Origin of the sequence: Halorubrum marinum (assembly GCF_048381195.1) — an archaeon.
In the GTDB taxonomy this organism is placed as follows: Archaea; Halobacteriota; Halobacteria; order Halobacteriales; family Haloferacaceae; genus Halorubrum.
In genome coordinates, this window is sequence record NZ_JBLWMM010000001.1 from 316,436 (window position 1) to 330,090 (window position 13,655).

Annotated in this window: 9 protein-coding genes; 4 read left to right on the plus strand and 5 right to left on the minus strand. The window is 69.7% G+C overall.

From position 1 onward, the window contains the following. Positions 1 to 100: 100 nt before the first annotated feature. Positions 101 to 3,286 (plus strand): FAD-binding and (Fe-S)-binding domain-containing protein, encoded by a 3,186-nt coding sequence (locus ACNSN4_RS01595; protein WP_418284014.1) that lies wholly within the window; start codon positions 101 to 103, stop codon positions 3,284 to 3,286. 134 nt (positions 3,287 to 3,420) lie between these two features. On the opposite strand, the gene ACNSN4_RS01600 is transcribed toward ACNSN4_RS01595, so the two are convergent. Further along, on the minus strand, positions 3,421 to 5,181 hold the full coding sequence (locus tag ACNSN4_RS01600; RefSeq protein ID WP_418284015.1) for an L-lactate permease: 1,761 nt from the start codon (positions 5,179 to 5,181) through the stop codon (positions 3,421 to 3,423). A gap of 662 nt (positions 5,182 to 5,843) precedes the next feature. On the opposite strand from ACNSN4_RS01600, the gene ACNSN4_RS01605 reads away from it, so the two are divergent. After that, positions 5,844 to 7,031, plus strand: coding sequence for an ABC transporter ATP-binding protein (locus ACNSN4_RS01605; protein WP_418284351.1), 1,188 nt, complete (start codon positions 5,844 to 5,846; stop codon positions 7,029 to 7,031). Beyond that, on the plus strand, positions 7,028 to 7,849 hold the full coding sequence (locus ACNSN4_RS01610) for an ABC transporter permease (RefSeq protein WP_418284016.1): 822 nt from the start codon (positions 7,028 to 7,030) through the stop codon (positions 7,847 to 7,849). The genes ACNSN4_RS01605 and ACNSN4_RS01610 overlap by 4 nt, the downstream gene beginning before the upstream one ends. A 25-nt stretch (positions 7,850 to 7,874) precedes the next feature. Here ACNSN4_RS01610 and ACNSN4_RS01615 read toward each other — a convergent pair whose 3' ends face one another. Next, positions 7,875 to 8,324: an acyl-CoA thioesterase gene (locus ACNSN4_RS01615; protein ID WP_418284017.1), complete on the minus strand. Its 450-nt coding sequence runs from the start codon at positions 8,322 to 8,324 to the stop codon at positions 7,875 to 7,877. Between the two features lie 85 nt (positions 8,325 to 8,409). Then, positions 8,410 to 8,616, minus strand: coding sequence for a hypothetical protein (locus tag ACNSN4_RS01620; RefSeq protein WP_418284018.1), 207 nt, complete (start codon positions 8,614 to 8,616; stop codon positions 8,410 to 8,412). A gap of 134 nt (positions 8,617 to 8,750) precedes the next feature. On the opposite strand from ACNSN4_RS01620, the gene ACNSN4_RS01625 reads away from it, so the two are divergent. Then, complete coding sequence (locus ACNSN4_RS01625) at positions 8,751 to 9,764, plus strand: aldo/keto reductase (RefSeq protein ID WP_418284019.1); 1,014 nt, start codon at positions 8,751 to 8,753, stop codon at positions 9,762 to 9,764. A gap of 24 nt (positions 9,765 to 9,788) precedes the next feature. On the opposite strand, the gene ACNSN4_RS01630 is transcribed toward ACNSN4_RS01625, so the two are convergent. Together ACNSN4_RS01630 and ACNSN4_RS01635 are read right to left on the minus strand one after the other, a co-directional pair. Then, the gene (locus ACNSN4_RS01630; RefSeq protein WP_418284020.1) at positions 9,789 to 11,474 is read right to left on the minus strand and encodes a hydantoinase B/oxoprolinase family protein; all 1,686 of its coding nucleotides are present in this window, start codon (positions 11,472 to 11,474) and stop codon (positions 9,789 to 9,791) included. Then, a complete protein-coding gene (locus ACNSN4_RS01635; RefSeq protein WP_418284021.1) occupies positions 11,471 to 13,648 on the minus strand; it encodes a hydantoinase/oxoprolinase family protein in 2,178 nt (725 codons plus the stop codon). The genes ACNSN4_RS01630 and ACNSN4_RS01635 overlap by 4 nt, the downstream gene beginning before the upstream one ends. Between the last annotated feature and the right edge of the window lie 7 nt (positions 13,649 to 13,655).

Sequence of the window (13,655 nt, forward strand, 5' to 3'; positions counted from 1 at the left end):
CTCGGTGGCGTAATAAATCCCGGCTGCGGACCGGGTCGCGTCTGCCTGCAAAATTATCATGAACAAAGGTTTTATTCACGTGTCAGTCCCCCTGTATACCATGGCAACTGAGCCCACGCAGGGGAGTAACACGTCGGGCACGGATCCGTCGGACGGCGACTCGCCGGAGGCGGGTCGGTCGAACGCGGGATGGTCGGCTGATGAGCTGCCGGACGCGAACGTGTCGGCGGCGGCGCTCGGCCACGACCGATCGGACGAGCCTGCGTATCGGGCGCTCGCGTCGGACCTCCGCGAGCGCGTCACGGGCGAGGTGCAGTTCGACGAGTACGCGCAGGTGCTGTACGCGACGGACGGTAGCATCTATCAGGCGCGGCCCGCGGGCGTCGTCTTCCCGACGTCGGTCGACGACGTACAGGCGACGATGCGGGTCGCGACCGACCACGACGTGCCCGTCATTCCCCGGGGAACGGGCTCGTCGCTGGCCGGACAGACGGTCGGACCGGGCTGTGTCGTGCTCGACTTCTCGAAGCACCTGAACGATATCGTCGAGGTCCGGCCGGACGACGGCCGCGCGGTGGTTCAGCCGGGCGTCGTGCAGGACCACCTCGACGACCGCTTGGAATCTGACGGACTGAAGTTCGCACCCGACCCGGCCTCTTCGGCGCGCGCGACCGTCGTCGGGGGGATCGGCAACAACTCCACCGGGGCCCACTCGGTTCGGTACGGGATCACCGACGCGTACACCGAGGAGCTGAAGGTGGTGCTCGCGGACGGCTCGCTGATCCACACCCGCGAGGTCGTGCTCGACTCGCCGGAGTACGACGAGATCGTCGCGAAGGACGACCGGGAGGCGGCGCTGTACGAGACGACGCGAGCGCTCGTCGAGGAACACGAGGCCGAGATCGACGAGAAGTACCCGAGCCTCAAACGGTCGGTGTCGGGGTACAACCTCCACAAAGCCATCTACGAGAACGACGACGGCGAGGCGGTCATCAACCTCTCGAAGCTGCTCGTCGGTGCGGAGGGGACGCTCGGAACGATCGTCGAGGCCGAGGTGTCGCTCGTCAGCCGTCCCGAGGAGACGGCGCTGGCGCTGTACACGTTCGACTCGCTGGTCGACGCGATGCGGGCGGTCCCGGAGGCGTTGGAGTTCCCGGTGAGCGCGGTCGAGCTGATGGACGACGAGGTGTTCTCGCTCGCGGCGGGCTCACAGGAGTTCGCGCAGTACGCCGAGCCGATCCCGGACCGCGCCGCCGCGGCGCTCATGTTAGAGTGGGACTCCGAGCTGGTCGACGACTTCGAGGCGGCGATCGCCGACACGAACGCCCACTTCGTCGACGAGGGCGACGCGTTCGACGTCCTCGAAGCGTACACCGAGACTGATCAGGAGGACCTCTGGAAGCTCCGGAAGGCGGCGATCCCCCTCCTCATGAGCATGCAGGGCGACCCGAAGCCGTACCCGTTCATCGAGGACGCGACGGTGCCGCCGGAGGAGCTCGCGGAGTACGTCGGGCAGTTCGAGGAGGTGCTGGAGAACCACGACACCTCCGCGGCGTACTTCGCGCACGCCGGGAGCGGCACCCTCCACATCCGGCCGATCCTCTCGCTGAAAGAGGAGGAGGGCGTCGAGAAGATGCACTCCATCTCCGAGGACGTCACCGACCTCGTGTTGGAGCACCACGGCGCGTTCTCCGGCGAGCACGGCGACGGGCTCGCGCGCACCGAGTTCAACCCGAAGATGTACGGCGAGGCGCTCTGGGGCGCGTTTCAGGAGCTGAAGTCGACGTTCGATCCCGACTGGCGGATGAACCCCGGAAAGGTCGTCTACGTCGACGGCGACACCGCCGCCGAGCGCGGCTACCCCGACACCGCCGCCGACACGGACATGCGCGAAAACCTCCGGTACGGCCCGACGTACCAGTCGATCGAGCCGCAGACGACGCTCGACTTCGACGACGAAGGCGGGTTCTCGCACCTCGTCGAGCTGTGTAACGGCTGCGGGACCTGTCGCGAGACCGATTCCGGCGTGATGTGCCCGACCTACCGCGCCTCCGGCGAGGAGATTCAGTCGACTCGCGGCCGCGCGAACATGCTCCGGGCCGCCATCAGCGGCGAGTTGGACGACGACGAGATCCACTCCGAACGGTTCCAAGAGGAGGTTCTCGGGCTCTGTGTCGGCTGTAAGGGGTGTAAGAGCGACTGTCCGACGGGCGTCGACCTCGCGAAGCTCAAAGCGGAGGTGAAACACGAACACCACGAGGAGGAGGGAGCGGGGCTCCGCGAACGAGTCTTCCGCGATATCGACCGGTTCTCCGCGCTCGGGAGCGCGCTCGCACCGGTGTCGAACGCGGCGACGAAGATCCCCGGCGCGAGGACGGTGATGGACGCGGTCGCGGGGATCGCTCCGGACCGCGAGCTACCGACGTTCCGGTCGACGAGCTTCGAGGAGTGGTTCGGCGACCGCGGCGGCTCTCAGATCGCCCCCGCCGAGGCGGTCGACACGGTCGTGCTGTTCCCGGACACGTACACCAACTACAGCTATCCGGCCGCGGGAAAGGCCGCGGTCGAGGTGCTCGAGGCGGCCGGCGTCCGCGTCGAGGTGCCCGACGACCTCGCGGCGTCCGGACGGGCGGCGTTCTCCACCGGGTTCCTCGACGACGCCCGCGAGCGCGCCGAGACGAACGTCGCGGCGCTCGCTCCCCGCGTCCGCGACGGGCGGTCGATCGTCTTCGTCGAGCCCTCCGACGCCGTGATGTTCCAAGACGAGTACTTGGACCTGCTCGACGGCCCGGACGTGGAGGCCGTCTCCGGGGCCGCCTTCGGCGTGCTGGAGTACCTCGACGCCGGTCGGATCGACGAGCGGCTGGCGTTCGACGCGCCCGCGGAGTCGCTCACGTATCACGGCCACTGTAACCAGAAGGCGACGAACAAGGACCACCACGCGGTCGGCGTGCTCCGTCGCGCCGGCTACGACGTGGACCCGCTCGACTCCTCGTGTTGCGGGATGGCCGGCTCGTTCGGCTACGAGTCCGAACACTACGACCTCTCGCGGGCGATCGGTCGGATCCTCTTCGATCAGGTCGACGAGAGCTCCGGCGAGACCGTGACCGCGCCGGGCGCGTCGTGTCGCTCCCAGCTCGGCGACCGCGACGGTGCCGAGAACCCGCCGCACCCGATCGAGAAGGTCGCCGAGGCGGTGACGGGACCGGCGGCCGGCGCCGGCACCGTTGATGTCGAGGACGCGACCGCTGCGGGCGCGGCCGACGCGTCGCCCGCAGACGACTGAGCCGTCGCCGCCGTCGTCTTTTTTTTAATTACCGTCGCTCTGTGTCGCCGCCCTTTCGAGTCGGGGTCGTCGCTCTCGGGCCGTCGTACCGGTATCGCGCATAAAAATATCGCACCGCAGTGCTCCCCTTGCGCTCAGAACACGTTGGGGAACAGCACGTAGCTGAACAGCAGACACAGCAACCCGACGCCGGTCGCGTAGTACAACAGCGGAATCAGGTTCAGTCGCATCACCCGCCCTTCCTGTCCGAGGAGGCCGACCGTTGCCAGCGCGGCGACGAGGTTGTGGATCGCGACGAGGTTCCCGATGGCACCGCCGACCGCCTGCGCACCGACGATGATTGTCCTCGGGAGCCCGAGCTGCGTTGCCGCCTCGAACTGGAACGCGCCGAAGGTGATGTTCGAGACGGTGTTCGACCCGGCCATCGCGGCGCCCAGCGCGCCGATCAGCGCGGCGATGGCCGGATAGGCGACGCCGAGCGCGTTGGCGGTCGTCTGCGCGAGTAAGACGATCATGCTGCCGACCTCGGGTGCGCCCGGGTGCGCCCCGGACTGGAGCATCACCTGCACCATCGCAATGACGAAGACGAGCGCGATGAACGGCGAGACGATCTTCCGACCGGCCTCTTTCCACGCGTCGCTTACTTCCTTGCCGGACATCCCGAAGATCGGGATCGCGAGCACGGCGCTCACGAGCAGCCAGAACCCCGGCACGTTCATCCACGCGACGCTCCCGCTGAGCGTGGTCCCGAGGATATCTCCCCAACTGACGATGAAGATGTCGCGGTTGATGAAGTCCGAGATCGGTCCGACTGCTCGGGTCACAACCAGCAGGAACACGAGCAGGATGTACGGCGACCACGCCTTCAGCAGCGACATGTCCTCGCCGCTGCTGAGGTCGGCCGTCTTAGCCTCGGGCGAGACGCCCCCACGGCTCTCGGCGTCACCGTTCGATCCGTTCGACTGCCCCGGTTCGATCGAGCCGACCCAGTGGTCGGCCCACTGCTCCCGCTCCGGGAACTCCCACTCGTCGTCGGGTAGGAGGTACCCCGCGCGCAGGATACTCAGGATGATAGCCCCACCGACCATCGATCCGATGAGAGACGGGAACTCGGCCGTGAGGTACCACGCCGATATCCAGTACGGGACGGCGAAGGCGATGCCAGACGCCAGACAGAGCGGCGCGACCTCCCAGGCTGGCGCCAGCGAGCGATCCTCCTTATCACCGAAGAAGTAGACGACCATCCCGACTGCGAACAGTGGCATCACGAATCCGACTAAGGCGTGATACGTCGCCGCCCACGCCGCCACTTCGCGAGAGAACGCCTGGACAGTCATTCCGCCAGCTTCGATCGCCTCGCGGGTGAACGCGACGTCCTCCAACGGGCTCTGGATCCCGACCACGATCGGCGTCCCCACCGCGCCGTACGTGACGGCGATGATGTGCCCGATGATCGCCGCGACGACCGCCGCGAGCGCCGGGAAGCCGAGCCCCAGGAGCAGCGGTGCGACGACTGCGGCTGGCGTCCCGAAGCCAGCGGCGCCCTCGATGAACGTCGCCATGAAGAAGGCGATCAACACGATCTGAACGCGTCGGTCGTCGCTGACCGTCGCGAACCCCCGGTTTATTCGGTCGAACGCCCCGGCCTCCATCAGGGTGTACAACAGCACGAGCGCACCGAAGACGATCCAGAGGATCTCGATCGCAGTCATCACGCCGACGCCGGACGCCGCCGCAAGCCAGTTGATCGGCATGTTCCACGCCGTGTAGCCGATCACGATCGCAGCGACCCACGCCAGCGGCATCGCACGCGTCGCCGGCCAGAGGAATCCAACGAGCAGTACCCCCGCGAGGAGCAGCGGTAGCGCGGCGAGTGCGACGTTGATTCCGGTCATGGATCGGTCACCTGCGTAATGGTTCTCACGTAGTTCCGTGGACGACTCGTGTTACGTGTTATCATCCTCATACAACGCGACTTATCTCATGTTCAATAATTATAAATCCCCCGATCACCGACATATTCTGTCTTCCTGATCGGCCGAGAGATGCTAACCGCTGGCGCGCTCAAAGCGATCATGGCCGACACGCGGTGCGTCGCGCGTGGGACGACGTGTCCGAGACGTACGCCGCCCGCCGAGATCCGACCGGATCCGACGCGGTCACCGCGTATCACGCCGTGTTTCACGTCGAGCGCGAGCGCCACCCCGAGGTGTACGCGGGGTTCGCTCGGGTGCTCGGCCCCGGCGGGCGGGTCCTGCCGACGCTGCCCGGCGGTCGGTTCGAGACGGTCCGGCGCGGCTGGATGGGCGGGCGGATGTTCGCCTCCGCGCCCGGCCGCGACCGCCGTCCGCCCCGAAAGTGCCGAGAGCGTGGCCGCCTCACGGAACTCATCGACCGTGCAGTACCACGCCCCCGGACCCCGTTCCCGTCGTTCTCGACCGGCGCGTCGCCCGGGGCGTCGTCGGCCGGTGCGTCCGCGGCGAAGCGGTCGAGGTCCATGCGTGGCTCGGCGGTCGCCGGACGCGGATATATGCGCGTTCGGCCCGTACCGACGCTAATGACACGGCAGGCGTCGACCGAGCGCGAGCGGACCGACCCGGACGCGGCCGACGGCTCGGCGGCTCCGGCCGATCCGGCGCTCGCGATCGACGGGCTCACGAAGCGGTTCGGGCGCGGTGCGGGGTCGGTGCTCGCGGTCGACGACGTGAGCCTCACCGTCGAGCGCGGCTCGGTCGTCGGCCTGCTCGGCCCGAACGGGGCCGGTAAGACGACGCTCATCAAGTGCGCGCTCGGGATCGTCCTGCCAGACTCGGGGTCAGTCCGGGTGTTCGGCACCGACGTGGGCGACGGCCGGCGCGCGGCGTACGCCGACGTCGACGCGATGTTGGAGGGCGCGCGCAACGACTACTGGCGGCTCACCGTCCGCGAGAACCTGCGATACTTCGCGACGATCCACGGCGTCGACCCGGACTCGGTCGCGGGCCGCCACGACCGCCTCCTCGACCGACTCGGGCTGACCGAGAAAGCGGACACCCCGGTTCGGGAGCTCTCCCGCGGGATGAAACAGAAGGTGTCGCTCGCGAGCGTGCTCGCCGGGGGCGCGGAGCTCGTCTTCCTCGACGAGCCGACCCTCGGACTCGACGTCGAGAGCTCGCGGACGCTCCGCCGGGAGCTTCGCCGGCTCGCCCGCGAGGAGGGGCTCACGATCGTCGTCAGCAGCCACGACATGGCCGTCATCGAAGACGTGTGTGACCGCGTCGTGATGATGGCGAACGGTCGGATCGTCGCCGACGATTCGGTCGACGCGCTGCTGTCGCGGGCCGCTCGCGACGCGGTTCGGATCGGCAGCCGCGACATCGACGACGCGGTCGTCGCGAGCCTCCGCGATCGGTTCGAGGTGCGCGAGACGGCCGTGAGCGACGGGGGTCTGTCGGAGACGGCTCAGGGGTCGTCGGCGGAGACGGCCCAGCAAGCGCCCGGAAACGACTCGCCCGCTTCGGTCGAGGTCGTCGCTTCGGGCGACGCGCTGTACGACCTGTTCGACGCGCTCCGCGAAGCGGGCGTCGCGATCGAGTCGATCGAGACGGTTCGGCCGACGCTGGAGGAGGTGTTCGTCGACGTGACCGGGATGGAAGCGACCGAGCCGACCGTCGCAAGCGAGGCGGTAGCCGACGGCGAGACGGTATCTGGCGACGAGACCGTGGCCGGTGACGAGCGCGGTATCGATGGGGGCCGATCACGGTGACTCGCCTCGGCGACCCGACGACGACGCCCGACGACGAGCCGCGACCGGCCACGTACTACCACCTCGCGCGGGCGGTGTTGTACCGCGAGTACCTGATATTCGTCCGGTATCCGGCGAACGCGATCGGCGGGATCGTCGTCGCGCTGTTCTTCTTCGGCGTCCTCTTTTACGGCGGAAGCCTGTTGGCGGGACAGGCGCTGACGGACTCGCTCGAGGGGATCATCGTCGGCTACTTCCTGTGGACGCTGTCGGTCGGCGCGTACTCGTCGGTGTCCAACGACATCGGCAGCGAGGTCCAGTGGGGGACCTTAGAGCGACACATCACCACGCCGTTCGGCTTCGCGCCGGTCGCGCTGTTCAAGGGCGTCGCGAAGGTGATCCGGACGTTCCTCACCTCGGCGGTCGTGCTCGCGGTCATGCTCCTCCTGACGGGGACGCGACTCAGCCTCGACCCGATCACCGTCGTCGCCGTCGCGGGGCTGGCGATCACCTCCGTGCTCGGTCTCGGCTTCGCGGCGGGCGGGATCACGGTGCTGTACAAGCGGATCGGCAACTGGCTGAACTTGCTGCAGTTCGGCTTCGTCGTCCTGATCTCGGCGCCCGTGCTAGACGCGCCGTGGACTCGGTTTCTGCCGCTGGCGCACGGGAGCGCGCTGCTCCAGCGCGCGATGGTCGACGGCGTCCGGCTCTGGGAGTTCGGACTCGGCGAACTCGGACTCCTCGTCGCCGTTGCGATCGGTTATCTCCTCGGCGGTTACGTGGTGTTCCATTACGCGACACGCCGAGCGCGGCGGCTCGGCGTGTTGGGCGACTACTGAGACGCCTCCGAGCGCGACCTCGGTCTCACCGCTCCTCGTCCGGCTCCGCGTCGAGCGCCTCGTCGCGAAGCTCCCGACACCGGTCGCCACCGATACCCAGCTCCGGCACCGGGGTCGGCGACCCGTTCTCGTCGACGGCGACGAACACGAAGTACGACTCCGTCGTCAACTCTCGCTCCCCCGTTCGCGGCGACTCGCGGTACGCGCGGATCCGCGTGCGGAGGCTCGTCCGACCGACCGCGTACACGTACGACTCGATGACACAGGTATCGCCCTGCGGCACCGGTCGCTTGAAATCGAGCGCGTCGATCTTGGCGGTGACGCAGGTCTCACCGGCGGCGCGCATCGCCGACATCGCGCCGATCTCGTCCATCCACTTGACGACGTTCCCTCCGTGTGCGGACGCGTAGTTGTTCGTGTGCGTCGGCTGGACGCGCTGGCGATTCTCGATGTACGTGTCGCTGACGGTGGGCATGTTTCGACCGACACAGTCCCCGATAAAAGAGGCGTCGGCGACGGGTGGGCGTCGACGCCCGCCGGCGAGCCGGACCGACGCCCGCTCAGTGCCGCCGCGGATCGTCGCTCTCTCCCCACAGCACCCGGTACGCGAGGTAACCGAGCAGCAGCGCGAACGCGAGCGTCGCGACCGTCTCGGCGAACCACACGACCGCCCGGAGAAAACGACTCACCACGCGCAACACGACGACCCCGCCGAACACCGCGGCGACGACCGCGAGCCCGCCGCCGACGGCGCGAAGACGTTCCATGACGAGGGGTTCGGCGGACGCGCTCAAAAACGTGCGTTTCGAACGGCGGCGGCCGCGCCGCGGGCCTGCCCCGAGTTGACGCGTCGCATTCGGTTGCTGTGGCTTTTTGCGCCGAGGGCGAGAACGCTCGGACGATGACGCCGACACTCGATGAGATCGACCTCGACACGGTCCCGCTCGGCCGAACCGGACTCCGAACGAGCGAGCTCCAGTTCGGCACGTGGCGGTTCGGCCGCGTGACCGAAGCGGGGAACGTGGAGATCGACGAGGGCCGCGCCCACGAGCTGCTCGACGCCTACGAGACCGCGGGCGGCCGGTATATCGACACCGCCGACGTGTACGGCGGCGGCGACTGCGAGCGCTGGATCGGCGACTGGCTCGCCGACCGCGACCGCGAGCGCTACACGATCGCCTCGAAGGTATACTGGCAGATACGCGACGGCGACCCGAACAGCCGCGGGACGAACCGGAAGAACGTCCGCCACCGCGTCGACGCCCTCCTCGACCGGCTCGACACCGACTACATCGACGTCCTCTACATCCACCGCTGGGACGACGAGACGCCCGCCCGCGAGCTGATGAAGACGCTGAACGGCCTCGTCGAGTCCGGCACGGTCCACTACCTCGGCGCCTCCACGCTCCGCCCGAACGCGTGGAAGGTCGCCCGCGCCAACGCGATCGCCCGCAGCGAGGGCTGGGAGCCGTTCACCGTGCTCCAGCCGCGCTACAACCTCGTCGACCGCGAGGTCGAAGGCGACTATCTGGAGTTCGCGCGCCAGCAGAACCTCGCCGTCTCGCCGTGGAGCCCGCTCGGTCAGGGCTTTTTAACCGGGAAGTACGACCGCGACGAGGATCTCCCCGAGGAGTCGAAGGCCGCCGAGTCCAGTCGCTTCCAGGAGGCGTATCTCACGCCGGAGAACTTCGACGTCCACGACGAGCTCGATCGGGTCGCCGAGGAGGTCGACGCCTCGCCCGCCCAGACCGCCCTCGCGTGGCTGGCTCACCGCGACGGCGTCACCGCGCCCATCGTCGGCGCGCGGACCGTCGAGCAGCTCGAAGAGAACCTCGCGGCCGCGGCGATCGACCTGTCCGACGAGCAGGTCGACCGACTCACCGCCGCCAAGCCCGGACCGTACGCCGAGCTGTAGAGCGGCTCGGGAGGCGACGCGGTCTCACTCCTCGTCTCCGCTCACTTTCCCGTCTGCCGAGTCACGCTCCCGCGCAGCCGCCGCTCGCCCGCTCGGATCGCCGTACCCGCCGCCGCCCGGGGTCCGGACGGTCACGGTCGTTCCGGCCGGCACGTCGACCGTCGTCTTCGCCGGCATCGACTCCCCGTTTATCAGGTTCTCGCCGAGCGCGCCGGGTTCGCCGCCCTCCCGGCCCGCGGGCGGGTAGCGCCGCCGCTCGGTCAGCAGCGAGACGGTGGCGTCGACCTCTGTTCTGACCGTTCGCTCCAGCCCGAGCCCGCCGCGGTGTCGCCCCGCGCCGCCGCTGTCGGGGCGGAACGCGTACCGCTCGATCCGGAGCGGGTACGCGGCCTCCAGCGCCTCGACCGGCGTGTTGAGGGTGTTCGTCATCCCGACCTGCACGCCGTCCATCCCGTCGGCGTCCGGGCGGCCGCCGAATCCGCCACCGATCGTCTCGTAGTAGGTGAACGCCCCCCGTTTCCCGCCTCCGCCCTCGTCTCTGGCCTCGCGCCCGCCCCCGCGACTCCCGATCGTGAGGTTGTTCATCGTTCCCTGACTCCCCGCGGTCACCCGGTCAGGCGCGGCCTCGCCGAGCGCCGCGAGCACGACGTCAGTGACCCGCTGGCTGGTCTCGACGTTCCCGCCGACGACCGCGGCCGGCGGGTCCGGATTCAACAGCGAGCCGTCCGGAACCGACACCGTAACGGGCTCGTAACAGCCGTGGTTCGGCGGGATCTCCGGGTCGGTAACACAGCGAACGACGAAGTACACGGCGCTTTTCGCCACCGCGAGCGGGGCGTTACAGTTCCCTTCCACCTGCGAGGCCGTCCCCGCGAAATCGACCGCGAGCGACCCGTCGTCGACGGTGACTGCGGCGCGGATCGGAATGTCGTCGTCGGTGACGCCGTCGCCCTCTAAGACGTCTGCGGCCTCGTACGTCCCGTTCGGGAGATCGGCGATCGCGGCGGTCATCCGCTCGCGCGAGTAGTCGATCACCGCGTCGAAGGCGGCCTCGAGCCGGTCGCGTCCGTGTTCGTCGGCCAACTCGCGGAGCCGGTCTCCGGCCCGCTCGTTGGCGGCGATCTGCGCCGCCACGTCGGCGCGACGTTCGGCGGGATTCCGCACGTTCGCGAACAGCAGGTCGAACACGTCGCCGACGCGCTCGCCGTCCGCGACGAGTCGGACCGGCGGGATCCGGAGTCCTTCCTGGTAGATCTCCCTCGCGCCGGCTGGCATGCTCCCGGGCGTCATCCCGCCGATATCAGCGTGGTGGGCCCGCGAGACGGCGTATCCGACGACATTGCCGTCGAGCGCGAGCGTCGAGACGAGCGTTACGTCGGGGAGGTGAGTGCCGCCCGTAAACGGGTCGTTGAGGACGAAGGCGTCGCCGGGGTTCGGGTCCCGATCGCGGACCGCCGCGACCGCCTCCGGCATCGCGCCGAGGTGGACGGGGATGTGCTCCGCCTGCGCGACCATCCGCCCGTTCGCGTCGAACAGCGCGGTCGAGCAGTCCTGCCGCTCGGTGATGTTCGGCGAGTACGCCCCGCGGATCAGGACCGTCCCCATCTCCTCGGCGACCCCTTCGAGCTGGTTGCGGAGGACCTCCAGGGTCACCGGGTCGAGGGCGTTCGTTGTATCGTCGCGGTCGGGTTCCTCGCTCCGGTCGCTCACGCCGTCTCACCTGCCGTCGCGTCCGCGGTGCGCTCCAACACGAGCGTCCCGTCACGGCGCACGTGGCCCGCCCACCCGGGCGGAACGACGGTCGTGCTCTCGGTCCCCGCCAGCACTGCCGGACCGTCGAGCGCCGCCCCCCGACCGAGCGCGTCTCGGTCGTACACGGTCGCCTCGACGCGACCCGTCTCCGGGAAGACGACCTCGCGGGCCCCGCGCTTCGCGTCGCCCGCGTCCGGCACGGAGACGACGGGGGCCTCCACGTCGACGGTGGCCGTGACTCGGAGCGTGACGGCCTCGACGGCCGCGTCGTGCCGGTAGCCGTACGTGCGCTCGTGAGCCGCCGCGAACCGCTCCGCGAGGTCGTCCGGGGCGGCTCCCGACTCGTCGCCGCGCTCGTCGTCCGCGCGCGCGTCGCCGCCGGCGTCGACGGTCAGCTCGAACCGCTGTCCGGCGTACCGACAGTCTGCCGCGCGCTCGACGCGCGCGGCCTCGGCGTCCGAGACGTCGCCGAGCACGCGGTCGGTCAGCGTCTCGAAGGCGTCGTCGAGGTCTCCGGCGGTCGCGTCCGCCAGCGAGAGTCGCACCGTGCGAGCCGCGTCGTGGCTCTCGTCGGCCGCGAGCAGCCCGTACGCCGAGAGCACGCCGGCCGGTCCGGGAACGAGGACGCGCTCCATTCCCAGCCGGTCGGCGAGCGCGGCGGCGTGCATCGGTCCCGCGCCGCCGAAGGCGACGAGGTCGAACGCCCGCGGGTCGTGGCCCCGCTCCACGGTGACCGACCGGATCGCTCGCGCCATCGTCGCGTTGGCGACGCGAAACACGCCGCTCGCGGCCCGTGTCGCAGGGTCGAGGTCGGTATCGCCCGCCGTCTCCGCCGCGCCGACATTGTCGACCATCCCCGCCGCCCCCGCGAGTCGATCGAGGGCGTCGCGGGCGGCGTCGACGTCGAGCGAGAGGTCGCCGCCGAGCGCGGCGTCGGGGCCGATGTAGCCCAGAAGGACGTCCGCGTCGGTGACCGTGGCCTCGGTGCCGCCCTCGCCGTAGCAGGCCGGTCCGGGGTCGGCACCGGCGGACTCGGGACCCACGCGGAGCGCGCCGCCGGCGTCGGTCCACGCGATCGACCCGCCGCCCGCGCCGACGGTTTCGACGTCGACGGTTGGGGTTCGGAGCGGCACGTCCGCAACCGTCGTCTCCGCGGTTCGCTCCACGCTGCCGTCGCGCACGAGGCTCACGTCGCTCGACGTGCCGCCCATGTCGAAGGTGACGGCGGCGGGGGCGGTGTCTCCGCTGTCTTCGCTGTCTTCGTCGTCGTCGGTTCTGCTCCGATTCGCCGCACCGAGCGTCGCCCCGTTCGCGACGGCCGCGGCCCCGACGACTCCCGCGGCCGGCCCCGAGAGCACCGTCGTCACCGCGCTCGTTCGCACGATCTCCGCGTCGGCGACGCCGCCGTTCGAGCGCATCACCCGCGGCTCCGGGAGCCCGATATCTCGTGCGCCCTCGATCACGCGACCGAGGTACGCGTCAAGCTCCGGCGTCAGGTACGCGTCGGCGACGGTCGTCGCCGTCCGCTCGAACTCGCGGAACTCGGCGAGCACGTCGTTGGAGGCGGAGACCGGCACGTCGATCTCCTCGCGGAGGGCGTCGGCCACCGCGGTCTCGTTCTCTGGGTGCGCGTACGCGTGCAGCAGCGACACGGCGACGCTTTCGGCGTCCGTCGCCGCGATCTCGTCCGCCAGTTCGCGGACCGCGTCGGGCGCGACCGGACGCTCGATCCCCTCGACGGTCGCGCGCTCGTCGATTTCAAAGCGCCGCCGTCGCGGGACGAGCGGTGCCGGCTTTTCGGCTCCGAGATCGTACAAGGAGGGGCGGTCCTGTCGCCCGATCTCGAGGACGTCTCGGAAGCCGGCGGTCGTCACGAGCGCGGTCCGCGCGCCGTCGCGTTCGAGGAGGGCGTTCACGGAGGCCGTCGTCGCGTGCGCGAAGACGTCGACGGCGGCGGGGTCGATGTCGGCCGCGTCGCACGCCTCGCGGATCCCGTCGAGGACGCCATCGTGTTGCGGCGTCGTCGTCGAAACCTTCGCGGTCGTGAGACCGTCGCCGACGACGAGCGCCACGTCGGTGAACGTGCCGCCGACGTCGACGCCGAGACGGACCGGACGGCTGTCGTCGACCATGACCGGA

What these genes read in the sequence shown, in the direction of transcription:
- ACNSN4_RS01595 (WP_418284014.1), top strand. Translation starts at nt 101, where the DNA reads ATGGCAACTGAGCCCACGCAGGGGAGTAACACGTCGGGCACGGATCCG.
- ACNSN4_RS01600 (WP_418284015.1), bottom strand. Translation starts at nt 5,181, where the DNA reads ATGACCGGAATCAACGTCGCACTCGCCGCGCTACCGCTGCTCCTCGCG.
- ACNSN4_RS01605 (WP_418284351.1), top strand. Translation starts at nt 5,844, where the DNA reads ATGACACGGCAGGCGTCGACCGAGCGCGAGCGGACCGACCCGGACGCG.
- ACNSN4_RS01615 (WP_418284017.1), bottom strand. Translation starts at nt 8,324, where the DNA reads ATGCCCACCGTCAGCGACACGTACATCGAGAATCGCCAGCGCGTCCAG.
- ACNSN4_RS01620 (WP_418284018.1), bottom strand. Translation starts at nt 8,616, where the DNA reads ATGGAACGTCTTCGCGCCGTCGGCGGCGGGCTCGCGGTCGTCGCCGCG.
- ACNSN4_RS01625 (WP_418284019.1), top strand. Translation starts at nt 8,751, where the DNA reads ATGACGCCGACACTCGATGAGATCGACCTCGACACGGTCCCGCTCGGC.
- ACNSN4_RS01635 (WP_418284021.1), bottom strand. Translation starts at nt 13,648, where the DNA reads ATGGTCGACGACAGCCGTCCGGTCCGTCTCGGCGTCGACGTCGGCGGC.